Origin of the sequence: Mesorhizobium sp. Z1-4 (assembly GCF_004000235.1) — a bacterium.
Classification (GTDB): Bacteria; Pseudomonadota; Alphaproteobacteria; order Rhizobiales; family Rhizobiaceae; genus RCIO01.
In genome coordinates this window covers 311034-332740 of record NZ_RCIO01000003.1, presented here as the reverse complement: position 1 = coordinate 332740, position 21707 = coordinate 311034, and the positions used below count along the sequence as shown (strand labels likewise).

At 61.1% G+C, this 21707-nt stretch carries 21 protein-coding genes; 2 read left to right on the top strand and 19 right to left on the bottom strand.

Going from position 1 to position 21707, the window contains the following annotated elements; all coding sequences use genetic code 11:
* Positions 1 to 5 precede the first annotated feature (5 nt).
* The 7 genes from EP165_RS13065 to EP165_RS13035 all read right to left on the bottom strand — a co-directional run bounded on the left by EP165_RS13065 (position 6) and on the right by EP165_RS13035 (position 6984).
* On the bottom strand, positions 6 to 497 hold the full coding sequence (locus EP165_RS13065; RefSeq protein ID WP_127523251.1) for a RidA family protein: 492 nt from the start codon (positions 495 to 497) through the stop codon (positions 6 to 8).
* Positions 484 to 1449, bottom strand: coding sequence for an ABC transporter ATP-binding protein (locus EP165_RS13060; RefSeq protein WP_245440131.1), 966 nt, complete (start codon positions 1447 to 1449; stop codon positions 484 to 486). The genes EP165_RS13065 and EP165_RS13060 overlap by 14 nt, the downstream gene beginning before the upstream one ends.
* Entirely contained in the window at positions 1442 to 2440 is a 999-nt protein-coding gene (locus EP165_RS13055; protein WP_127523250.1) for an ABC transporter ATP-binding protein, read from the bottom strand. The genes EP165_RS13060 and EP165_RS13055 overlap by 8 nt, the downstream gene beginning before the upstream one ends.
* Positions 2437 to 3552: an amidohydrolase/deacetylase family metallohydrolase gene (locus tag EP165_RS13050; RefSeq protein ID WP_127523248.1), complete on the bottom strand. Its 1116-nt coding sequence runs from the start codon at positions 3550 to 3552 to the stop codon at positions 2437 to 2439. The genes EP165_RS13055 and EP165_RS13050 overlap by 4 nt, the downstream gene beginning before the upstream one ends.
* A gap of 6 nt (positions 3553 to 3558) precedes the next feature.
* The gene (locus EP165_RS13045; protein WP_127523246.1) at positions 3559 to 4419 is read right to left on the bottom strand and encodes an ABC transporter permease; all 861 of its coding nucleotides are present in this window, start codon (positions 4417 to 4419) and stop codon (positions 3559 to 3561) included.
* Positions 4420 to 4422: 3 nt separating this feature from the next.
* Positions 4423 to 5364, bottom strand: coding sequence for an ABC transporter permease (locus tag EP165_RS13040; RefSeq protein WP_127523244.1), 942 nt, complete (start codon positions 5362 to 5364; stop codon positions 4423 to 4425).
* 72 nt (positions 5365 to 5436) lie between these two features.
* The gene (locus EP165_RS13035; RefSeq protein WP_127523242.1) at positions 5437 to 6984 is read right to left on the bottom strand and encodes an ABC transporter substrate-binding protein; all 1548 of its coding nucleotides are present in this window, start codon (positions 6982 to 6984) and stop codon (positions 5437 to 5439) included.
* 118 nt (positions 6985 to 7102) lie between these two features.
* On the opposite strand from EP165_RS13035, the gene EP165_RS13030 reads away from it, so the two are divergent.
* On the top strand, positions 7103 to 7873 hold the full coding sequence (locus EP165_RS13030; RefSeq protein ID WP_127523240.1) for an IclR family transcriptional regulator: 771 nt from the start codon (positions 7103 to 7105) through the stop codon (positions 7871 to 7873).
* Between the two features lie 393 nt (positions 7874 to 8266).
* On the opposite strand, the gene pldH is transcribed toward EP165_RS13030, so the two are convergent.
* From pldH to EP165_RS12995, 7 genes are read right to left on the bottom strand one after another with little or no spacing between them, the layout of a single operon-like run.
* Positions 8267 to 9010, bottom strand: a complete 744-nt coding sequence (pldH, locus tag EP165_RS13025; RefSeq protein ID WP_127523238.1) for a pyridoxal 4-dehydrogenase, SDR-type — start codon at positions 9008 to 9010, stop codon at positions 8267 to 8269.
* Between the two features lie 32 nt (positions 9011 to 9042).
* Positions 9043 to 10227, bottom strand: coding sequence for a pyridoxamine--pyruvate transaminase (gene ppaT, locus EP165_RS13020; RefSeq protein WP_127523236.1), 1185 nt, complete (start codon positions 10225 to 10227; stop codon positions 9043 to 9045).
* Between the two features lie 13 nt (positions 10228 to 10240).
* Positions 10241 to 11047 carry a 4-pyridoxolactonase gene (gene pldA / locus EP165_RS13015; RefSeq protein ID WP_127523234.1) on the bottom strand — a complete coding sequence of 269 codons (807 nt, stop codon included), beginning with the start codon at positions 11045 to 11047 and terminating at the stop codon, positions 10241 to 10243.
* Between the two features lie 55 nt (positions 11048 to 11102).
* The gene (locus EP165_RS13010) at positions 11103 to 12038 is read right to left on the bottom strand and encodes a putative B6 ABC transporter permease subunit 1 (protein WP_127523232.1); all 936 of its coding nucleotides are present in this window, start codon (positions 12036 to 12038) and stop codon (positions 11103 to 11105) included.
* A gap of 1 nt (position 12039) precedes the next feature.
* Positions 12040 to 13125: a putative B6 ABC transporter permease subunit 2 gene (locus tag EP165_RS13005; RefSeq protein ID WP_245440130.1), complete on the bottom strand. Its 1086-nt coding sequence runs from the start codon at positions 13123 to 13125 to the stop codon at positions 12040 to 12042.
* A 14-nt stretch (positions 13126 to 13139) separates the two neighbouring features.
* Complete coding sequence (locus EP165_RS13000) at positions 13140 to 14741, bottom strand: putative B6 ABC transporter ATP-binding protein (protein WP_245440129.1); 1602 nt, start codon at positions 14739 to 14741, stop codon at positions 13140 to 13142.
* Positions 14742 to 14749: 8 nt separating this feature from the next.
* On the bottom strand, positions 14750 to 15763 hold the full coding sequence (locus tag EP165_RS12995) for a putative B6 ABC transporter substrate-binding protein (protein WP_245440128.1): 1014 nt from the start codon (positions 15761 to 15763) through the stop codon (positions 14750 to 14752).
* Positions 15764 to 15809: 46 nt separating this feature from the next.
* On the opposite strand from EP165_RS12995, the gene EP165_RS12990 reads away from it, so the two are divergent.
* A complete protein-coding gene (locus EP165_RS12990; RefSeq protein ID WP_127523228.1) occupies positions 15810 to 16262 on the top strand; it encodes a hypothetical protein in 453 nt (150 codons plus the stop codon).
* A gap of 5 nt (positions 16263 to 16267) precedes the next feature.
* Here EP165_RS12990 and EP165_RS12985 read toward each other — a convergent pair whose 3' ends face one another.
* Genes EP165_RS12985 through EP165_RS12965 form a run of 5 tightly spaced genes read right to left on the bottom strand, consistent with a single transcriptional unit; the run spans position 16268 to position 21682 of the window.
* Positions 16268 to 17287, bottom strand: a complete 1020-nt coding sequence (locus tag EP165_RS12985; RefSeq protein ID WP_127523226.1) for a TRAP transporter substrate-binding protein — start codon at positions 17285 to 17287, stop codon at positions 16268 to 16270.
* A 28-nt stretch (positions 17288 to 17315) separates the two neighbouring features.
* Complete coding sequence (locus EP165_RS12980; protein WP_127523224.1) at positions 17316 to 18590, bottom strand: TRAP transporter large permease; 1275 nt, start codon at positions 18588 to 18590, stop codon at positions 17316 to 17318.
* Complete coding sequence (locus EP165_RS12975) at positions 18587 to 19129, bottom strand: TRAP transporter small permease (RefSeq protein WP_127523222.1); 543 nt, start codon at positions 19127 to 19129, stop codon at positions 18587 to 18589. Before EP165_RS12975 ends, EP165_RS12980 begins: the two co-directional genes overlap by 4 nt.
* A gap of 4 nt (positions 19130 to 19133) precedes the next feature.
* Positions 19134 to 20057 carry a 5-formyl-3-hydroxy-2-methylpyridine 4-carboxylate 5-dehydrogenase gene (gene fhmpcd1 / locus EP165_RS12970; protein WP_127523220.1) on the bottom strand — a complete coding sequence of 308 codons (924 nt, stop codon included), beginning with the start codon at positions 20055 to 20057 and terminating at the stop codon, positions 19134 to 19136.
* Positions 20054 to 21682, bottom strand: coding sequence for a GMC family oxidoreductase (locus EP165_RS12965; protein ID WP_127523218.1), 1629 nt, complete (start codon positions 21680 to 21682; stop codon positions 20054 to 20056). Before EP165_RS12965 ends, fhmpcd1 begins: the two co-directional genes overlap by 4 nt.
* Positions 21683 to 21707: the final 25 nt, after the last annotated feature.

The window sequence follows — 21707 nt, the reverse complement described above, 5'->3', positions numbered from 1 at the left end:
TCCAGTCAGCCGCGGAGTTCGAAGACGGCCTCGATCTCAACTGTAATATTGTTGGGAAGCGACGCCACGCCGAACGCCGAACGCGCATGGACCCCCTCCGGCCCGAAAACATCGGCCAGCAGCGTCGATGCGCCGTCGATAACGAATGGGTGCCGTTCGAAATCGGACGCCGCATTCACAAGTCCCAGAAGTTTGACCACGCCGGACACGCTGTCGAGCCCGTCCAGATGGTCGCGCAACGTAGCCAGAATATTGACGGCAACGAGCCGAGCATGATCGCGCGCTTCTTCGGCGGTGACATCGCGGCCGACCTTTCCGCACAAAAGCGTGCCGTCCGCCTCCACCGGACCCTGACCCGAAACGAATGCAAGGCGGCCCGTCCTGCGGACGTTGCAGAATGCGCCGATCGGTTCGGGAGCGGCCGGAGGAAGCTTGATGCCGAGGCGGGCCAGTCTGGCAAGTACGGTATCGCGGGGTTTCAGGTCAGGCTGGGACATAAAGGTCTTCTGTTCTCTTGCAATAACATTGACGGGCTGGGCCCACGGATACGGGCTCTGGCGCCTCCTGCGCACAGATATCGATCGCATGCGGACAACGTGTCCGGAAAACACAGCCCGACGGAGGTGCCAAAGGGCTCGGGATATCGCCCTTGAGAATGGTTCGGCTCCGCAGCGGCTGCGGGTCCGGCACGGGAACCGCTGAAAGCAGTGCACGCGTGTATGGGTGCGCGGGGTTGCTGTAGAGCGGCCGCGAAGGACCGCTCTCCACCACGCGGCCGAGATACATAACCACGATCTGGTCGCACAGATACTCCACCACGGAGAGATCATGCGCGATGAACAGCATCGTCAGATTGCGTCGCTCGCGCAAATCCAGGAGCAGATTGAGAACCTGCGCCTGGATAGAGACGTCCAGCGCCGAGACACTTTCATCGGCGACGATGAAATCCGGCTCCAGCGCCAGCGCGCGGGCAATACCGATTCGCTGCCGCTGCCCGCCCGAGAATTCGTGCGGGAAGCGGTTTCTGTGATCCGCTTGCAGCCCGACTTCCTCCAGAAGCGCCACGACCGTCTCGCGTCGCGACCTCGGCGTGCCGATGCGATGGGCGCGCAATCCCTCGGCGATGATGTCGCCGACACGCAGCCGCGGATTGAGCGAGGAAACCGGGTCCTGGAAGATGATTTGCATGCGCTTGCGTGCATTGCGCAGGCCGGCGGCGCTGAGGGTGTTCAAATCCTGGCCGTCGAAGATGGTCTGGCCTTCGCTGGGGTCGGTCAGGCGCAGAAGCGCACGTCCGAGCGTCGTCTTCCCGGAACCGCTCTCTCCCACAAGGCCGGTAATCGAACCGCGCGGGATGTCGAAACTGACGTCATTGACCGCGTGCACGGTCCCGCGTGCCGTTTCGAAGCGCTTGGAAAGGCCGCGTATCTGGAGAAGAGGCTCAGACACCGGCCACCCCATGTTCGGCATGGAAACAGGCTACGCGATGATTGGCAGCGAAATCCCTGAGTGCGACGGGCCCGGCGCAAATGTTGTCCGCGCGTGCGCACCGTGGCGCGAAAGCGCATCCCGTTGGCATGGCGTGCAAAGGAGGTACCATACCGGGGATCGACTGAAGACGCACACCTTCCGCGCGGCCCGGCCTCGGGATCGAATGCAGCAGTCCCCGGGTGTAGGGATGGCTCGGGCGATGAAACAGTTCCTGCGCCCCGGCCTGCTCGACAACCGCGCCCGCATACATGACGGCCACGTCGTCGGCCATCTCGGCCACAACGCCCATGTCGTGGGTGATGAACAGGATCGACATTCCCAGCTCTTTCTGCAAGCGGCGCATGAGGTCGAGTATCTGCGCCTGAATGGTAACGTCGAGCGCCGTGGTCGGCTCGTCCGCGATCAGCAGCTTGGGATTGCAAACCATGGCGAGCGCGATCATCACGCGCTGACGCATGCCGCCGGAAAGTTCGTGGGGGTAATTGTCGATGCGCGATGCCGCAGCCGGAATCTCGACAAGCTCCAGCATGTCCAGCACGCGCTTGCGCCTCGACGCTGCATCGAGATCGCTGTGCAGAAGCAGCATCTCGCCGATCTGGTCGCCTACGGTGAAAAGCGGGTTCAACGACGACATCGGTTCCTGAAAGATCATGGCGATCTCGGCACCGCGCAGCGCGCGCATCTCATCCTCGGATGCGGCGGTAATTTCGGTCACCCGCCCGCTCGAGCCGCGATAGCGGATTGAGCCGCCGCTCACCGACCCGTTTTTCGGCAAAAGCCCCATGATCGCTAACGATGAAACCGACTTGCCCGAGCCGCTTTCACCCACCAGCGCGAGTGTGCGCCCCGCATCGAGCGTGAATGCAACGTCACGTAGCGCCGTCACCGCGCGGTTTCTGGCTCGAAACGTGACGCGAAGATCGCTCACATGGAGAACGGGTTCGCTCACCCTTTCCTCCGTTCAGCGGCCATCGCCGATGCGCCGATTACCGTCATGCGCGGCTCAAACAGCTGGCTCAGCGTCATTCGGCTTCCCAGGCTGTCGACCGCCTCGATACCGGCATCCTGCAGATCGAATACCGTGAAATCAGCCTTCCGGCCCGGCGAGGCACCATCGCGCGCACCCAGGCCGAGGACTGAACGCGGACGGTCCGTTACCGATGCGACGACTTCGTCAAACGGCAGGCCGACTGCCAGCAGCTTCGACATGGTGGTCGCAAGGTCATGGACCGGCCCATGGATGTTGCGCAGATGCAGGTCGGTCGAGATGGACCAGGGCCTCAGGCCATTGGCAATCGCATTGCGTGCCGTGTCGAAACTGAACGACGCCTGGCCGTGGCCGATATCCATGCGCACGCCCTCTTCAGCGAGCCTTTTGGCCTGCTGGAACAGGGCAGCGGTATCGTCGATCGAGCCGGCTCTTTTGCCGTTGAAGCAGTGCGTTACGATGTCGCCCGGCTTGAGTATGTCGAAGATTTCGTCGATCAGCGGTGGCGGCTCGCCGACATGGACCATCAGCGGCAGGTGGAGAATTTCGGCAACCCGCTTGGCAATCTTCGCTGGCGTCACGCCCCACGCACCGACGATAACGCCCGACGCTCGAACCTTGATGCCGCAAATCACGTCGCGGTTGGCTTCCGCCACCTCCAGTGTCCGGTCGACATCGATGGAGCGCATATCGATCAGCTCGGGGACGCGGTTGCACGCAACCAGACCGATGGACCCGATATTGAGGAAGGCGCGAATGGTCTCCTGCTCGGCGTCGATGACATATTCGCGCAAGCCGTGAAATGCCGCCTCCCCGGCAGAACCGGCATCCGCCATCGCCGTGACCCCGGTTGCCCGTCCGGCTTCCGAAGCACGCACTGAAATATCCGTGCCGCCGTGCCAGACATGGACGTGCAGGTCGCACCAGCCGGGCGAAAGATAGGCGCCTTTGCAATCTATGACATCGGCCCCGGCCGGTACCGAGGTGGTAACGAGACCGTCATCGCCTACGCAGATTGTGTCGGGCGCGGCATCGAAGCCGACGGGCCGGAAGTTGGTAAGTTTGAGCGCCATGCGGTTCTACAGATCCTTGGCAAGACGCGGGTCGAGCGCGTCGCGCAGTCCGTCGCCGATAAGTTGAAGGGCCAGCACCGATACCGAGATTGCGATGCCGGGAAACAAGATCAGGAATGCAGCCTGGTCGATATACTGCCGCCCTTCGTTGATCATGATGCCCCAACTCGGGGTTGAGGGATCGATGCCGACGCCCAGAAACGACAGCCCCGCTTCCGCGAGCATGGCGTAGGCGAAGATGAAGGTCGCCTGCACGATGATCGGCGACACAATATTACGAAGCACATGGGTGGTCATGATCGTAAGGGTTGACGAGCCCAGCGCGACGGCCGCCTCGACATAAGGCAGTTCGCGGATGACAAGCGTCGATGCGCGCACGATACGCGCTATGCGTGGCGCATAAACGATCGAAAGCGCAAGGACGACATTGACGATCGAACCGCCCAGGATGGAAACAAGCGCGATAGCGAGCAGGATGTCCGGAAAGGCCATCATCGCATCGATGAGGCGCGAAAGGGGAGCATCGAGGCGTCGGAAGAAGCCGGCGACCAGGCCGATTGTGATCCCGATGGCGGACGCGAGAGCAGCAACACCAAGTCCGATCGTCAGCGACACGCGCCCGGCATGAAGCAGGCGCGCAAACACGTCCCGCCCGAATGCGTCGGCGCCGAGAAGAAAGTCGCCCCCCGGCGGCGTGAGGCGCGCCCTGACCGACATCTTGGCCGGATCCGCCGGCGCAACCAGCGGCGCCAGCACGCACAACACCACGATGACGATGAACACAGACAACGCAACCAGAACGGCGCGGCGCGAAAACAGAAGCGTGAAGAACCCCGGTTCCTCGGCAAGGGCGGTCGTGGAAGCCATGGGCTAGTACCTGACGCGCTTGTCGACGGCCAGATAGAGCAGATCCGTCACGAGGTTGATGAGAACGTAGAGCGACGCAACAACAATGAGGGTGCCCTGGATGACCGGGTAATCGCGCCGCAAGACCGCGCTTACGACAAGGTTGCCCATCCCCGGAATATTGAAGACCCGTTCGGTGACCACAGCGCCCGAGACAAGCAGCGCATATGTCAGCCCGACAACGGTGATGATGGGGATCGCAGCGTTCTTCAGCGCATGTCGAAGCACCACCCGGGATTCACGCATACCTTTCGAACGCGCCGTGCGAATGTAATCCTCGTCCAGGATGTCGAGCATCGACGCCCTTGTGAACCGCAGGATCAGAGCCGAGTTGACGATGCCGAGTACGATCGAGGGCAGCACAAGATAACCCATCCGGGCCAGAAAACCGGCGTCGGGCCCGCCATAGCCGGATGCCGGAAACCATCCCAGATCCGTGGCGAGATACCGTTGGAACATCAGCCCCGTCCAGAAGCTCGGGATCGAGGCCGCGAGCATCGCAACCGTGATCGCACCCTGATCGAGAAACGACCCGCGGCGATAGGCTGCATAGATCCCGATAGGCGTTGCGATGATGAGCGCGATTGCAAGCGAGAACAACGACAGGAAGATCGTCGGCTCGGCCCGCGATGCCAGCACCTGGGTTACCGGCTGGCGGAAGAAGATGGACTGACCGAGGTCGCCCTGCACCGCGTTTGCAATGAACGTCAGATATTGCGTCACAATCGGCCGGTCGAGGCCGAGACGGGCGCGCAGTTCAGCGGCGTCTTCAGGCGTTGCGTCCGGGCCCAGCATTAGAGCGGCCGGGTCTCCCGGCGCGAGCCGCACAATGACAAACGCGATGGTCAACACCAGAAAGACGACGACCACCATGCCGATCAGTCGTTTGGCAATGTAGAGAGTCATTCCCGCCGTTCCGCCGCCTTGAGAGTGCGAGGCCCGTCATTGCGGGCCTCGCCATTTCGTTTCGAACCGATCCTACTCCTTGCTGGCATTCCAGAAGAAGGGCCACGGAGAAGGCGTAACGCCCTTCAGCGATTTCGACGCCGCTTCGAGCGCATTGAAATTGCCCACCTTGATGAAACCAACATCCTGGTAGTTCATGGCCTGCATCTTGGCGAAAATCTCCTTGCGTGCGTCGGGATCGGTTTCCGTCGCAAACTGGTCCGCCAGCGCCACTGCCTCCGGCGTGTTCCAGCCGAGCCGCGATGTCGGGAACCACATATCGGTCAATGCCGGCTCCGGAAGGAAAGGCGAGTGCGTGATGTAGACGTCCCACAGTGCGGGATCGTTGCGGCGCTGGCCTAGCGTTGCCCAGTCGACCACGTCCATCTGCACGGCGAAGCCCGCGGCTTCGAGCGCCTGCTTTGCCACCTCGGCCATCTTGAAATGGAACTCGTACTGGCGGGATGTGAGGATGCGCAGCGGAGTGCCGTCATAGCCGGCCTCCTGAAGCAGACCCGCTGCTTTCTGCTGATCGTTCTCATTGTAGAGGTCGGTGCCGGCGTCGGTGTTCCAGAACCAGCCCTCGGGGAACATCGCACCGTCGACCTTGAAGAACTTGTCGTCGCCGAATGCGGCAAACAGCATGTCGTCGAACGGCAACGCTGCCAGCATCGCCTGCCGTATCTTGAGTTCGGTCAGCAGACCGTCCTTGTGATTGATCGCCCAGACCGGCCAGCCGAACGGCGCCAGGAGCAGCGGCTCTGCGGCTTCGCTTCCGGCAATACGGTCATAGCTCTCGGCAGGCAGTCCGTCGGCAAAGTCGAACTGGCCCGAGAGAAGCCCCTCGACCCGGGTGTTCGGATCGGGAACCGGAACGAACCTAATTTCGTCGGGAGACTGGCCGCGCTTGCCGGCCCAACCGCTTGCAGCATCGTCGCGAGGTGCGAAACCGTCGAAACGGACCAGCTGAAGATACTGGTCCGGCACATGTTCGGCCACCTGATAGGGACCGGTGCCGACGACCTTCGATAGCGTGTCGCCTGCACCTTTGACGATTTCTTCCGGGTAGATCGCGGCCGCGGAATTGGAAAAGGCAAGCAGCGACATCAGCGGCGCATAGGGCTGAGACATGGTGATCCGGATCGACGACGGGCCCGTCGCCTCTACGCTTTGAACCTTGTCGGCCACGGTCTTGCCGCGGCTCGCCACAGCCAGCCAGCGCTCGAGGGAAGCAACCACATCGGCCGAATCCATCGCCGACCCGTCCTGAAAGGTAACGCCTTCCCGCAGATTGATATCGTAGACTTTGCCGCCATCGGAAATCGCCGGCATGTCCTTCGCGAGAAGCGGCGCGACCGCCCAGTTTTCATCGAATGTGAATAGCGTCTCGACGATGTGCTGGGTGACGATGGATACGACATCCTTGGTCGAGACCATCGGATCGAGGGTGTCCGGCTCTCCGATGATAGCGACATTCACGGTTCCGCCGGCGGCAAGTGCCGCCTGGGCCGGAAAGGCAAATATGCTCCCCGCCACGAGAATGCTCCGTAGCGAAAGCTTGACTGTAGCGCTAAATTCCATTTATTCCTCCATTACTATGGAATATATGCTATAATAATGGTAGACTGCACCCAGACGACCGTCAAGGTGAATCGCGGGTACGGAAAGCAGGAGCGGTCGCAACCGGGAGGGACTACGCATGAAGGACGATCCACGCAGGCGCGTCGGAGCCATCGACCGGACGCTGCAGATTCTCGATTCGCTTACCGACCGGCGGCAGCCGATGAGCACCTATGATCTGGCGCGGTCGATCGGCGCTCCGGTGTCCACGGTCTACAAGATCGTCGACGAGCTCGTCGAACGGTCGATGTTGATACGCATTGGCGATGGCGCGGTTTGGCTTGGCCCCCGCCTCATGCGCTACGGTCTGACCTACCGGTCGCGCATGGATGTCTTCAACGAAGCAAAACGCGAGATGGAGCGGCTGGCGGAACGCCTGGGCGAGACCATCCAGATATGCACCCGCGACGATGACATGATGACGGTCATAGGGATGTCGCGCGGCGAGGATCATTTTAATGTCGCCTCGGACGTCGGCACGCGCGTGCCGCTCAACTGGACAGCGTCCGGCCGGCTGCTGCTTGGTCATCTGGAGGACAAGGAACGCGTGCGCATTTTCCGCGAAATTGCCAGACCGTCCACAACCGGCCAGGCTGAGACGGACGCCGACAAACTTTCGGAACTGGCGGGCACGGAGTTCCGTGAACGCCTCGCCGTGCAGATGAGCGCGTCCGAATTCGCCGTCGCCTGTATCGCGTCGCCAATATGTGACGAGACCGGCGCTTGCGTCGCGACAATCTCGATTGTGCTGCCTGAAACCAGGGCTCGTGCAGAGACCGAACGCCTGGCAGAAGAGGTGCGCCGCTCAGCTCAAAACATCGAGACGGCTCTCGGTAGAAGAACTGTCTAGAGGCCCGCGGCGAAGGGGTTGCGTCACCGCTGGTTACACTGATGCTCGAACCAGATCGTTTGTAGCATCGTGCGTTGAAGCAGGTCCTTCACCATTTGGTGGTTGGCCCTGATGGCCACGAGCACCAGCTGCTTGATTTCGCGCCGCGCCAGGATGAACTTAGGAAGACGAACTCACATTGGGCGCAGCAGAAACTGTGCGGGCGTATTCGCCGTCGCAAAGGCTTCCGGCTCGGGTGGCCGCTCCGAAATCACCACTTGGTCGCCGCCGGTAGCCAACAGTTACCTTTCCCGCAGGCATCGAATGCCACCAGGCGGCTCTATCGTTTGGATGTGGCTGCCAAGGTGCCCGCACGCGGGGAGCGCGCCCGTGACAGCCGACCATCCAGCTACCCTAGAGGCGAACCATCCCGGCATCCACATTGACACACTGGCCCGTCATCCAGCCCGCATCGTCGGATACCAGAAAGGCCACGACCTTGGCGATATCGGAAGGCTGCCCTTTGCCAGGCATCGCCTGCAGCATCTCGACGAAACCGAAGCTTTCATTGTGCGGGCTCACCTTCACACCGTCCGATTCGGTCAAACCCGGTGTGACCGCATTGACGCGTATCCCGTACTTTCCGACTTCGGTCGCCAGCGCACGGGTGAAGCCGATCACGCCACCTTTGGCGGCGACATAGGCCGACATGTTCGGTGTGCCCGCGTAGAATGCGTTGGATGCGATGTTGAGTACCGTGCCCTTGCGGTCGGCAGCGCGCATCATGTCGGTTACCTTGCGGCTGGCGATGAAGACACTCGTCAGATTGGTATCGATGATCTTCTGCCAGTGCGCCAGATCGACTTCGTCCCAAGCTATGAAAGGAACGATGGATGCATTGTTGACGAGAATGTCGATGGCGCCGTTCTCGGCTGCATCCTCAAGCATCTTTTCCACCTGTGCGACATCGGTTGCATCGCACGTCACGCCTTCGGCGCCGCTGCCGATTTCGGCGGCGGCTGCTTTGGCACCCTCCCCGTTGATGTCTGAAATCACCACCTTTGCACCTGCCTCGGCCAACGCCTTGGCGATAGCTTTCCCGATACCTTGCGCTCCGCCGGTTACGACCGCCTTGCGGCCTTCAAGACTCGTGCTCATTCCTCTGTCCTTTCGTAGATGCCGTACCCGGCTTAATTGTCGATTGCTGCGTCCCAGGTGGCCTGAGCGGCGGCGAGCCCCGCCGCCACATCCACCTTTGCGCCGGATGCCTTCAGAGCTCCGCCCATTGCGGCGACCGCGAGCAGCGCGTAGCCGGGCTGCGCCGTCGGTCCCATGTGGCCGATACGGATCAGCTTACCGAGTGTCTCGTTGCGTCCCGCAGACAAGGAAACGCCGTAGCGCGCCCGCGCCTCTTTGAGCACAGGACCGGCATCGATGCCGCCTGGCATCTTCACGGAAGTAGCTGTCGGCGAAGCAATATCCTCGCTAACGGGCCACAGCTCGGCGCCCATCGCCTTGATGCCTTCGCGGCAAATTTTCGCGGTCAGCGCATGACGTTCCCAGACCGCTTCCGGCCCTTCGTCGAGATACCGGTCCAGCGCGGCGTTCAACCCGTTTATCTCGGCCACCGAGGGCGTGAAGGGGAACGGCTCGGTCTTCTTCCACGCGTTCCTCCAGTCGGTAAAGCTGAGCATGGAGGCGAACGGTGCGTCTGGATTTGCGTCGATTTTCGCCCAGGCTGCATCGGATACCGCAACCAGCGACAGCGACGGCGGACAGCCCAGGCATTTGTTCGGCCCGGTTACATAGACACCTGCCTGACAGGCCGCGGGGCTCGTCGGCATTCCAGCCCACGACGATACGGCATCGACGAGCAGCAAGGCGCCCGCCTCCGCAACCACCGCACCTATCGCATTGATGTCATTGAGCGTGCCCGAAGGCGTGTCGTGGTGACAGACACTGACAACCTTGACTTCAGGATGCGCCTTCAGGAAAGCGCGAACGTCTTCGGGGTCGATCGCGGTGTTGTAGGGCACCTCGATCTCCTCGACTTTTTTTGCGTAGCGTGCAGCCCAGTAACCGAAGCCCTTGCCGTAGACGCCGGAGGCCAGGTTCAGCACCACGTCCTCCTTTGCGATCAGGGACGCCGCGGCGCCCTCGAGCGCGAGAACGGGTTCGCCCTGAAGAAGCAGCGGCGGCGCGTCTGTGCCCATTGCTTTCTGCGCCTTGAGCACCACGCTCTCGTAGAACGCCTGAAAGGCAGGATCGTAGTCGTAGAGTACCGTCGTTCCGAGCGCGCGCAGCACTTCGGGATAGGCATCCACAGGGCCGGCCGTCAGCGTAAAGACCGGCGGCGTGGTTTCCTGGTATTTCATCGTTACCTCCTGATCAGCCGTAGAAATTGACGCCGGTTTTGTAGTTCTTGAAGCTTTCCGGGTCGTGGCTGAACAGCACCTCGGCATTCTTCTCTTTCTCGATTTCCTTGAGACGGCGCATCGAATTGACGCCGGCAACCGGATCGATGTGGAACCCGGCATTGATGTCATTTTCGTAGTTCTTGCGGGTATAGGCTGCGTCAAGCGTAAGCAGCAGCGGCCGGCGGTTTTCGAACTCGACCAGCAGCGAATAGTGCCCGACCGTATGACCAGGCGTGTAGACGAGCGTCACGCCGGGCGCGAGCTCGACATCCCCCTCGATCAGCTCGAACTGGGTGTTGTCGGCGGTCTGGCCCGCGCTGAGCTGGTCAGCCATGCCTCTCGCCTCCGCCACCTCGGTGGAAAATGCCAGATCGGAATAGCCCAGAACCTCGAACGGCTGGCACTTGGCTGCCTGTGGCAACTCATCCTTGTGGCAAATCTTCTTGGCATCGGGGAAGAACTTGTTCCCGCCGACATGATCGAAATGGAAGTGGGAGTTGAACAGGACATCTATGTCCTTCGGCTCCAAGCCCAGCAGCTTCAATGCGCCCGGAATCGTCTGCTGTTCGGTCTGCAGCGGCTTCTCGAAAGGCAGCACCTTCTTCACATGTTCGATGTCGTAGCCGGTATCGATCAGGAATTTTCCCTTAGGATGATCGACCAGGACGGAATAGACCGGAAAGCGGACCTCACCGCCCGGCCCCTTGTTCCACCAGATATGGAATCCGTCGAGCACGAGCGAGCCGCCATCGAGCAAGAAGACTTTTGTATCGGCCATGTCACTTCTCCTTTGTTGTCCCGCGCCCTACACCCCGACGCGGTATCGGCGCGCGCTAGCGAGCACCACGTTCATAGGCAACGCCCAGAGCCGCAGGCAGTTTTGCCCGGCGACCGAAGAGCACGAGGACCAGCATCACCGCTGCAAAGGGCAGCATCTGGATGACATCGGTGGGAATATTCGATCCGGCGACCTGCAGCGCGGTGGTCAGCGAAAGTGCCGCACCGAAAATCAGTGATCCGATCAGAACCCAAAGCGGCCGGCCGCGCGCCAGCATGGCCAGCACGATACCGATGAAGCCCGCGCCGCCGGTCATGAACGGAATGAACAGGCCCGCACCGATATTGGCCAGATAGGCACCGCCCAGCCCAGCCATGGCACCGGTGAACAGCACCGCAAAGACACGAATGCCGAGAACATTGCCGCCCGCAACGTCCAGCGCTGCCGGACGTTCGCCCGCTGCCCGCAGGGTCATGCCGAGATTTGTCCGCCGGTAAAGCAGAGCCAGAACGACGACGGCCGCGATCGCTAGGTAAACGATGAGGTGCCGACCGAAGAGCGACGGTCCAATGATCGGAAGGTCGGTCAGTCCCGGAACGTTCAAGCGCTCCGGAGCCGGCAGGCGCGGATAGGTGCGCGAGAACTGGAAATGATGGAGCAAGGCGGTCAGACCCTCTGCTCCCAGTGTCAGGCCGATGCCGATCACGATCTGGTTCAGGCCAAGTCGCACACACAGGATCGCCATCACGATCGCTGTAAGAACCCCGCCCAGTATTCCGCCCGCAAAGCCAAGCCAAAGCGAGTCGGTCTTGAAGGCAATGAGGAAGCCCATATAGGCACCCATCAACATCATGCCCTCGATGCCGATGTTCAACACACCGGCCTTTTCCGACATTTGTTCGCCAAGCCCGGCCAGAAGCATCGGTACCGCCGCGACGATTGCGCCGGTGAAAAGCGAGGACAGGAACGCCTCGGTCAGAAGTCCGCCCATCTCAGCGCTCCTTCTTCCGCTTGTGGTGGTCGATATATTCTCCGAGACCGAGGCAGATCAGCAGGCTCGCCACGAGCACGAGCGTGAAATCCTGCGGTACGCCAAGCCGCCGGGCGGCGCTTTCGCTGCCAATCAGGAGCGCCGAGTAGAAGAACACGAGCACGATTGCCCCCACCCCATGGAAGCGGGCAAGAAAGACCAGCGGGATTACCATCAGCCCATATGCTGGGTTCCAGTTCGCGCGTACATTTCCGGCGACCCCAAGGATCTCCGATGCCCCCGAAAGCCCGGCAAAACCGGCCGAAAGACCAAATGTAGCCAAGGTCAAGAGCGGCACCGAAAGACCGGCATGGCTGGCCGCGGCGGGATTGGCACCGACCGTGCGCAACCGAAGACCGAAGGAAGTTCGGGTCATCATCAGATGAACAAGCAGGACCGCGACCAGTCCCCAAACCAGCCCACTCGAAATCGAGGTCTCGAATAGCCGCGGCAAACGATCCTCCACGGGCAGCGTGCGCGTCTGCGGCACCGTGGTGTTGGGATCGCGGAACACCAGCTTGACGAGCGTGGAAGCCATGAGCACTCCCAGGAAGGACATCATCAATGTTGTGATGATCTCGTTCACGCCCTGGTAGGCCTTCAGCAGCGCGGGAATGATCGACCAGACCGCGCCGACGAATGCGGCAAGTGCGAAACCGACGGCAAGAACCGCCCAGCCGGGCAGAACACCGACAAGAAGAGGTGCGGTTGCAGCAGAAACAACGGCGCCAAGCAGAAACTGACCGTCCGTGCCCAGGTTCCATATCCCTGCGCGAAAAGCGATGATCAGGCTGGCGCAGAGGAACAGAAGCGGCGCCATCCGGGTCGCGGTCTGCTCCAGACCGAGACCCGAAAACAGCGACCGCTCGAGAATGTAGCCGTAGTAGGTTAGCGGGTTTACGCCCACCATCGCCAGGATGATGGCGGACAACAGGAACGCAGCGACGATAGGACCGACAGTGACGGTCAACAGACGCTGCAAAGCACTCCGCTCGTTTACCGGACCTGCAACGCCTGCAGTGTCGGTTCCCGCGGAGCTAGAGTTCACATCGGTTTCCATGGTCATGCCGCAGCCCGTTTGTTTTCGTCCTCGCCGGCCATCATCCGGCCGATGCGCAGGCGCAGGGCTTCGCCGCTGCCGTCGTTCTCAACGGTCCCGCGGACGCGCCCTCCCTCCATCACCGCAATGCGGTCCGACAAGGCCAACAGTTCATCGAGGTCGGTGGAGATGAGCAGCACGCCCAGGCCACGCTCCGCAATCTCGGCGATGCGCTTGCGAGACGCCTCGATGTTCTGGAGATCGAGGCCATAGGTCGGCTTGTTGAACACCACGACGCGGGCTTCCCCGAAGAGTTCGCGGCCAAGCAGCAGCTTCTGGATATTGCCACCAGAGAGGCGGCCGATGGGCGTCGTTTCTCCTGGCGTACGAACCGAGAAATTGGCGATTAGATCGCGTGCATGCTGTGCAATCCGCTGCGGGCGTTCTATGCCATTCACCCAGAACGGCGACTGGCCGATATCCTTGAGTACGGCATTTTCAGATATGGGGAACGCGGCAACCGAGCCCTCGGCCAGTCGATCGTCCGTCAGATAGCGTAGCCCCTTGCGGCGACGCTGGGCCACCGACGCACCGGTGATGTCTTCTCCATCGAGTTCGACCCGACCTGCGATGAGTGAACGCTGACCGGCCAACGCTTCGGCAAGTTGCTTCTGGCCGTTGCCGTCGATTCCTGCCACGCCAAGGATTTCGCCTGCCCTCAGAGCCAGCGAAATATCAGCGAGCCCCATGACGTCTGCGTCGCCCTGTGTGCTCAGGGCCTGGACCTTAAGCACCGTTTGTTCGCCTGCACTGCTTTTGCGATGCGCGCTCGAGGTGGCGCCGGCTGCGCGTCCGAACATCAGGCGAACGATTTGGTCCACCGCCTGTTCCTCCGACATTGCCTTCAATTCTTCGGGCCCCAGCTCGCCCGCCAGCGCCCCCTGCTTGAGGACAGAAATTCGGTTTCCAAAGCGGTAGGCTTCGGCAAGTTTGTGCGTGATGAAGATCACCGCCAGCCCACTCTTGACCAGCTTCTGCATTCGCGCGCCCAGCTCTTCCGCACCTTGTGGCGTGAGCATGGAGGTGGCCTCGTCCAGAATCACCACCTTGCTGTTGCGCAGCAGTGCACGCGCGATCTCGATCTGCTGCTGTTGGCCGAGCGACAACTCGCCGGTAATTGCGTCCAGCGGCAGAGACAGCGCAAAATCACGCTGAAGTTCGTCCATGCGGGCGGCGATCTCCGCACGCGGCGGACGCTCGTACCACGGCGCGCCGAGGGTGAGATTTTCGAGCACCGTCAATGTGGGAACCAGCATTGAATGCTGAAAAACCGTGCTGATGCCAGCTTCAAGGCTGGCTGAAGGGCTGGCCAGCCGCGCCTCTCGTCCGTTAAGCGACAGGTGACCTTCGTCCGGTTCCTGAAGCCCTGCGAGAATGCCGACCAGCGTCGATTTGCCAGCACCGTTTTCTCCGAGCAACACATGAACCTCGCCCGGGTAAAAATTCAGCGAGACGTTGTTCACAGCAATTACGCCGGGGAAGCGCTTGGTCACACCGTGCACGCCAATGACGCCTGTCCCCGTTTCCGGGGACAGGTTTGCCAGGGTATCCGTTGCATTCGCCACGGATGCGCTCACTCTGCCACTGTGACCAGTGCGCGGACTTCGGCAGCATCAAACTTCGGCTCGACCTTGATTTCGCCGGAGAGGATCTGCTCGCGCAGGGCCATCACTTCGTTCCAGGCTGCTTCGTCGACCTGCGGGGTCTTGATCAGCTTCACGGAGTCGTCGGCCAGGCTGATCGAGTAGCCATGAGTTCCGAACTTGTCGGCCTTCAGGTCCTCGATCATTGCCGTGTAGACAGGGGTCATGTCCCACAGGACGGAGGTCAGCAGATGACCTTTGTCCAGCGAAGACTTGTCTCCGATCACGTCGATGAAGAGCACATCGGATCCGTCAGTCGCTTTGTTGGACTCGACCGCCTGGATCATGCCGAAGCTCGATCCATTGCCCTGTCCGAAGATGATATCCGCACCCGCGGCGATGACCGAGGTGGTCACGCGATTGCCGCCTGCCGCATCGGAATAAGCAGCCGGGCCAATCACTGAGTAGAGGATCTTCACCTCTGAATTCTCGGCTCTCACGCCCTCGGCAAAACCGGCCGACTGCGAATTCCACGACGGCGGCTCGCCGGACACCACGATGCCAACGGTACCGGTTGTCGTCATCTTGGCAGCCAGACGGCCGGCCAGATATGCGCCCTCGTGACCTGACAGCGTGTAGTCGGCGACGAGACCCTTTTCCAGGGCATCAGGGCTGTCGACAATGGCGACCGGAACGCCGGTTTCCTTGGCGATTTCCGGGCCTGCAGTGTTGTAGCCGCTGGCATGCGAGATCATGAGGTCGGCGCCATCGGCCGCCAATTCGCGCATCGGGGCGCGGACGTCACCATAGCCGAGGCCTTCGGCAATGATGATTTCAACGCCGGTCGCCGCGGCTGCGGCTTTGGCAGCGTCGACGCCCTGCTGGTTCCAGCCGAAATCACTTCCCTGTTCCGGCGTGAGGATGGCTATGGTATCGACCTCCGCGGCTTGCGCCGGGGCGGCAAGAACCACGCTGAGCGCGGCAGTCATAAGTAGGTTTTTCATAATGTTGTTCCCACAAGGTGAGTCGGTTTCCAAATGGAAGATGAAAGTGATCGGCAGACGATTTGTTGTTGTTGCGGCCCTGTCTGCTGGGCTTTCCCCGCTTCCGGCACTGGCCGAAAGCGGAACTTACGTGCCCTATTCAGGCATCATTCACGGAACCGAGGGCGCTGATCCGGTTGAACTTTCCATCGTTAACGGGACCGGTGTTTCGCTGGATTGCGAGGCCGCGCTGGCCCACTGGTACTCCGATGAACTCGGACACATCGCGCCAAGCGAAGAGCTCACGCTTACGCTTTGGCACGACCCGGAAACGGGAGTTCTCAACCTGATGAACACGACCAACGACCGGATGCCGGTGGAAGCCCTGTGGTGCTCGACCAATGCCGCCCGCGTGCGGCTCGATCTGCCGATCGCCGCCGGCAAAATGGAAGCGACATTGCGCTTCTATTGCCGTGCCGGTGGTGACGGTGAATTGAGCTGCGAGGCTGCGGGCGGCTAGCAGGGTCATTCAGCGCGAACCGCTTCGAGTTTCGAAATGATACGGTCGCGAACTTCGACCACATCCGGTTCGCCGGCGATGACCTCATCCGCGACTTTGGCGAAGGTCTCCTGAAGCTCGGCCTGCTGATCTTCAGGCAGCATATGAACCTTGCCGCCGTTTTCCAGCCACGCCTTTTCTGCGCGCTCCACATTCTGCACACCCCAGGGAAACACGGTTTCCTCGGCCGCACGGCCAGCCGCAATAATGGCGGCCTTGACCTCATCTGACTGAGACTGGAACCACGCTTCGTTGACCAGCGTCACGGAGACGATCTGGTTCATGTTGATATTCGTTACGTGGGTTGCGGTGTCGTAAAATTTGAAGGCGGTCAGGATCGGTATCCCGGCCAGCATTCCGTCGATGCCGCCGGCCTGGAGCTGTGGGGTGACCTCCGACAGCGCAAGCGGCGTCGGGTTTACGCCGAGCGCCTTCATCGGCTCCATCTGCAAAGGCGACGCAAAAGTGCGCACCTTCAAACCGTTGAAACCGTCAAGAGTGGTTACCTGCTCGCGCGTGAGTATCTGGGTGGGGGAATTGAATATCGCGCCGATGATCCGCACACCCTTGTCGAGGAACAGGGTCTCCATGTAGTCGCGGAATTCCTGGTCATGAATGACCGCATGGACCTCGTCCGCATCCCTGAAAAGGCCGGGTACATCGAAGGCCTGAAAGCGCGGGTCGACATTGGTGACAAATGAGGTCGGCGTGGTGAATGCCTCGATCGTGCCGAGCAGCACGCCTTCGGCCATACGCGGGATCGCACCGAGCTGCGAGGCGGGATAGATTTCCACCGTCAGTGCGTCGCCGATGCGGGCCTCAACCTCTTTCTGGAACTCCTTCTGCCACTCATGCTGAACGTCGTTGATGGTAGCCGAAGCGAGCTTCATCGTGCTCTGCGCCTGGGCGGCGCCAGCGAACGGCAACATCAACGCAAGAGCAACGCCGAATGCGCGGCGGGTAAGGCGTGGTGTGATCGATGTCATTTGTTTTCCTCCAGGTAATTGAGTGCGCTCACGACATGCCGTGGATCAGCCATAGCGAGAGCGCGGGTATCAGGGTGATGAGAGCGAGCGCGATAATCTGAACCGCCATGTACGGCAGGACACCGCGGTAGATGTCGGATGTCGGCACTCCGAGGACCGATTGCGCGACGAAGATGTTCAGTCCGAACGGAGGGGTGAACATGCCGATCGCAAGATTGACGGTCATGATCACACCGAAATGAATTGGATCGATGCCCAACGAGATCGCAATGGGTACGAGAAGCGGGGCCAGGACGAGGATCGCAGAGGTCGGATCAAGCACACAGCCGATCGCCAGCAGCAGCAGGTTCACCGTCAACAGAAAACCCAGCGGAGACAGGCCGGCATCTGCGGTTGCCGCAATCAGCGCCTGCGGTACGCCCTCTACGGTGAGAACCCAACTGACAACGCCTGCGGCAGCGACAACGACCATAATGCGCGCGGTCATCATTGCTGAGCTGACGGCGGCTCCCAGCAAGGTACGGAAGGTAACGGTTCTATAGACAACCAAACCCAGAAACGCCGCATAGGCACAGGCAAATCCGCCAGCTTCTGTGGGCGAGAAGAACCCCGCATAGATGCCCACCATAACGAACGCCGGCATGGTCAACGCCCAGAAGGCCTGTTTGAACGCCTGCCAGGCGACCCGGGCGCGGAAATTTGCTTCCCGGGGGATACGCGCGATAAAGGCCGATATCGAAATGTAGCCGGCCATTAGCAGCGCCATAACGATGCCGGGAATGATGCCTGCAATGAACAGTTTGGCGATCGACTGTTCAGCCGATGCACCGTAGAGGATCATCGCGATTGACGGCGGGATGACGATGTCGATTGCGCCGCTGGATGTGATGATACCGGCAGCTCGGCGCTGTCCATATCCACCATCGATGAGCTGCGGATACATATTGCGCCCCACCGCAGCGACGGCGGCGGCCGACGAACCGCAGATCGTGCCGATAAGCGTCGACCCACCGAGTGCCGCCATCCCCAGCGAGCCCGGAACGCGGCCGAACAGGGCACGCACCAGATTGATCAACCGACCTGCAATACCGCTGATCGCCATCAGTTCGCCGGCGAAAATGAAAAACGGCACCGACAGCAGCGCATATGCATCCAAACCACCAAAGATCGTCTGCTGCAGCGCGATCAGAGGAGGCCCTGGAAACAACAGCAGGGCCAGCGATGCTGCAAAGAGCAGCGCGACGAAGATCGGCGCTCCGATTCCGATGAGGACCGCGACGCTGATGCCCAGAACCCAGGTCATCTCGACCCACCCCCGGAAAAGGCGAGGCGCATAATGTCGACAATGGTCAGAAAGGTTGTGACCGCCGCGATCCCGGCAAAGCCGACCAGAATTGCAGAATGAGGAATGACCATGGGAACGCCTAAGCCCATGCTGGTCTGGTTGAGGCTGGCGATGCGTTCGATGAAGCTGAAGCTGTGCCATGCGATGAACGCTGAGACAGCAACGGTTGCCAGGTCGATTGCGATCTTCAAGATTTCCGCCGAGCGCCCGCTCAGCATCACCGGCAGAATGTTGATCGACAGATGATCGCGATCTCGCGCCACGAGGATGGCGCCGAGCATTACAATCCAGATCATTCCGTAGACCAGCAACTCGTCGGCCCCGACGAGCGAGAACCAGCCGCTGTAGCGCCCGATCGCGTTGGCGACGTTGACCGCAACCATCGCAATCAGGCACAGGCCCAGCAGGACACCGATCAGCCAAACGACAAGCGCTTCGGCGCGGACAATGCCGCCGCCGCTCATGCGCTTGCTTTCAGCCTTCGGAGCCGTGGTCATGGCGTTAGTCTTTCCCCTCGAGAATGCGCCGGATCGCAACGAGCTTCCGCGCCCGTTCGCGCTGAAGCTCGGCGATGCTTTCTGGTGAGTAGGAATAGACGCCCCCGCCCGACTTGATGCCGAGCTTGCCGGCAGCAATCTGATCGCGCACGAGCGGCGCAACATCCTTGCGGTCGCAAAGGTCTGCGTTGAGGAACGAGGATACCGAGTGGTAGATGTCCATGCCGGCCATATCGAGAAGCGCCATTGGACCGACCACCGCCAGCTTGTAGCCGATGCCCCAGGAAACGCAGGTGTCGATATCCTCCGGTTCAATCACCCCGCGTTCCACGAGATCGACAACCTCGCGCAGCAGCGCATAGAGCACGCGGTTTTCGACGAAGCCGGGAACGTCCTTCTTCAGGAGCACGGGCAGAAGCCCAAGCGAGCGAATGAAATCGCGGATGGTATCGATCGTCTCAGGCGCGGTCTGCTCACCGCTGATGACCTCGATCATGGGTATGATATGCGGCGGGTTTGACCAGTGCATGCCAACCATGCGCGCGGGATTGGATATGTGAGCCTGAAGTTTGGTGATCGGAATGCCCGAAGTATCGGATGCCACAATGGTATCCGGCGAGATCAAGCCTTCGATCTTCCGGTAAACGTCCGCCTTGATCTCTTCCTTTTCGGGAACGTTCTCGATGACAAGATCGGCGTCGGCGACCGCATCCTCCAGTTTGTCGGTCAGGCGGACAGACCCGGTGCGTTCCGATGCAATCTCGAGATTGTCGAGAACACTATCGGCGGCCGCCAGCATTGCGCGAGCGCGTTCGATCGCGTCCGGGGCAATATCGTATGCGGCAACCTCGATACCACCTCTTGCAAGTCGGGCAGCCATGCCGGGGCCCATCGTTCCAAGTCCGATGATCGCTACGCGCCTGATCATGCCGCTGCCTCGCTAATTTGGGATTCCTTGATGAGATCGGCCGCCTTCTCGGCGATCATGATGACCGCTGCGTTGATGTTTCCGCAGACGAGGTCCGGCATGACAGATGCATCCACCACGCGCAGTCCTTCGACACCACGAACGCGCAAATACGGATCCACCACGGATTCGGCGTCGCTGCCTGCCCGGCACGTGCCGGCGGGGTGGTGGACGGTAATGCAGGTCTTGCGGATGTGTTCATCGATCTCGGCGTCTGTCCGGCAATCGGGACCGGGAAAGAACTCGGCCTCGATGAAGCGCTCCATTGCCGGCTGCGCTGCAAGGTCCCGCGCCACCCGAAAACCAGCGCGAAGCGACTCCCAGTCCTTTGGAGACGCCAGAAAATTCTGGTGGATCAGCGGCGCGGCCAGCGGGTCCGCGGAGGCAAGCTTTACGGATCCGCGGCTTTCCGGCTGTGTAGCCACGATGCGGGTGGCGAAACCGTCCTGAAACGGTGCCTTGAAAGGCTTGAAGTAGGGCCATGCGGCGAGCGGTGCTGCTGTAAACAGGAGTTGCACATCCGGCAACGGCCGATCCGGACCGCTCTTGAGGAAGGCAACCACCCCGCCCGGGACATCTGCGGAAAAGCCCTTGCCGGTCAGATAGGTCTTGAGGAAGTCAATACCGATCCGGTCGGCCCGCATGTTCCTCAGGAAAGGACCAGGCTCGCGGCGCCTGTACATCAGGATGACCGAAACATGATCCTGCAGGTTCTTGCCGACCGAAGGCAGGCTGACATGCGTTTCTATGCCATGTGCGGCCAGTTCGTCAGGAGCACCCACACCGGAAAGCATGAGCAGCTGTGGCGTATTGATGACGCCGCCTGACAGCAGCACCTCTCGGCTCGCCCTGAAAGTCCTTTCGCGACCGTTGTGGTGGATCGTGACACCGGTTGCACGCTTGCCCTGAAACTCAATCTTTGTGGCCAGGGCGTTCGTCAGGACGGTAAGGTTGCCTCGCTTCAGCGCGGGACGCAGATAGGCTGAGGCTGCCGACGACCGCCTGCCCTTTGAGATCGTCATTTGCAGCCGGCCGAAGCCTTCCTGCTGCGCACCGTTATAGTCCCCAGTCTGGGGGTAGCCTGCCTGCACGCTGGCCTGGGCAAAGGCATCGATCAGCGGATCCTTGTAGCGGCAATGCTGAGTGTTCAGCGGGCCGAATCCGCCTCTGTAATCGTCCGCGCCGCCTTCCCAGGTTTCCTGCTTTTTGAAATAGGGAAGTACCTCGTCATAAGACCACCCCGGCAGCCCGTTGGCGGCCCAACGGTCGTAATCGCCGCGATTGCCGCGCACATAGGCCATGGCGTTGGTCGACGACGAACCTCCGATGACCTTGCCGCGAGCGCATTCGACGCTGCGGCCGCCGACATTTGCTTCCGGTTCGCAGAAATACATCCAGTCGTGGCGACGCTCGGTAAGGATCTTGCCCCACCCGAGCGGGATATGGATCATCGGATCCCTGTCCCAACCGCCAGCTTCAAGCAGCAGCACGGAACAGGTCGGGTCCGCACTCAGCCGATCAGCGAGCACGCAGCCGGCCGAGCCGGCTCCGACGATGACATAGTCATATTGATCTGCGTGCGACATGCATCCCTGCCTTCACATCCCCTGC

Bases quoted from the DNA above. Each gene is read 5' to 3' on its own strand.
- EP165_RS13065 (WP_127523251.1), bottom strand. From the start codon at position 497: ATGTCCCAGCCTGACCTGAAACCCCGCGATACCGTACTTGCCAGACTG.
- EP165_RS13050 (WP_127523248.1), bottom strand. From the start codon at position 3,552: ATGGCGCTCAAACTTACCAACTTCCGGCCCGTCGGCTTCGATGCCGCG.
- EP165_RS13045 (WP_127523246.1), bottom strand. From the start codon at position 4,419: ATGGCTTCCACGACCGCCCTTGCCGAGGAACCGGGGTTCTTCACGCTT.
- EP165_RS13040 (WP_127523244.1), bottom strand. From the start codon at position 5,364: ATGACTCTCTACATTGCCAAACGACTGATCGGCATGGTGGTCGTCGTC.
- EP165_RS13035 (WP_127523242.1), bottom strand. From the start codon at position 6,984: ATGGAATTTAGCGCTACAGTCAAGCTTTCGCTACGGAGCATTCTCGTG.
- EP165_RS13030 (WP_127523240.1), top strand. From the start codon at position 7,103: ATGAAGGACGATCCACGCAGGCGCGTCGGAGCCATCGACCGGACGCTG.
- pldH (WP_127523238.1), bottom strand. From the start codon at position 9,010: ATGAGCACGAGTCTTGAAGGCCGCAAGGCGGTCGTAACCGGCGGAGCG.
- ppaT (WP_127523236.1), bottom strand. From the start codon at position 10,227: ATGAAATACCAGGAAACCACGCCGCCGGTCTTTACGCTGACGGCCGGC.
- pldA (WP_127523234.1), bottom strand. From the start codon at position 11,047: ATGGCCGATACAAAAGTCTTCTTGCTCGATGGCGGCTCGCTCGTGCTC.
- EP165_RS13010 (WP_127523232.1), bottom strand. From the start codon at position 12,038: ATGGGCGGACTTCTGACCGAGGCGTTCCTGTCCTCGCTTTTCACCGGC.
- EP165_RS12995 (WP_245440128.1), bottom strand. From the start codon at position 15,763: ATGAAAAACCTACTTATGACTGCCGCGCTCAGCGTGGTTCTTGCCGCC.
- EP165_RS12985 (WP_127523226.1), bottom strand. From the start codon at position 17,287: ATGACATCGATCACACCACGCCTTACCCGCCGCGCATTCGGCGTTGCT.
- EP165_RS12980 (WP_127523224.1), bottom strand. From the start codon at position 18,590: ATGACCTGGGTTCTGGGCATCAGCGTCGCGGTCCTCATCGGAATCGGA.
- EP165_RS12975 (WP_127523222.1), bottom strand. From the start codon at position 19,129: ATGACCACGGCTCCGAAGGCTGAAAGCAAGCGCATGAGCGGCGGCGGC.
- fhmpcd1 (WP_127523220.1), bottom strand. From the start codon at position 20,057: ATGATCAGGCGCGTAGCGATCATCGGACTTGGAACGATGGGCCCCGGC.
- EP165_RS12965 (WP_127523218.1), bottom strand. From the start codon at position 21,682: ATGTCGCACGCAGATCAATATGACTATGTCATCGTCGGAGCCGGCTCG.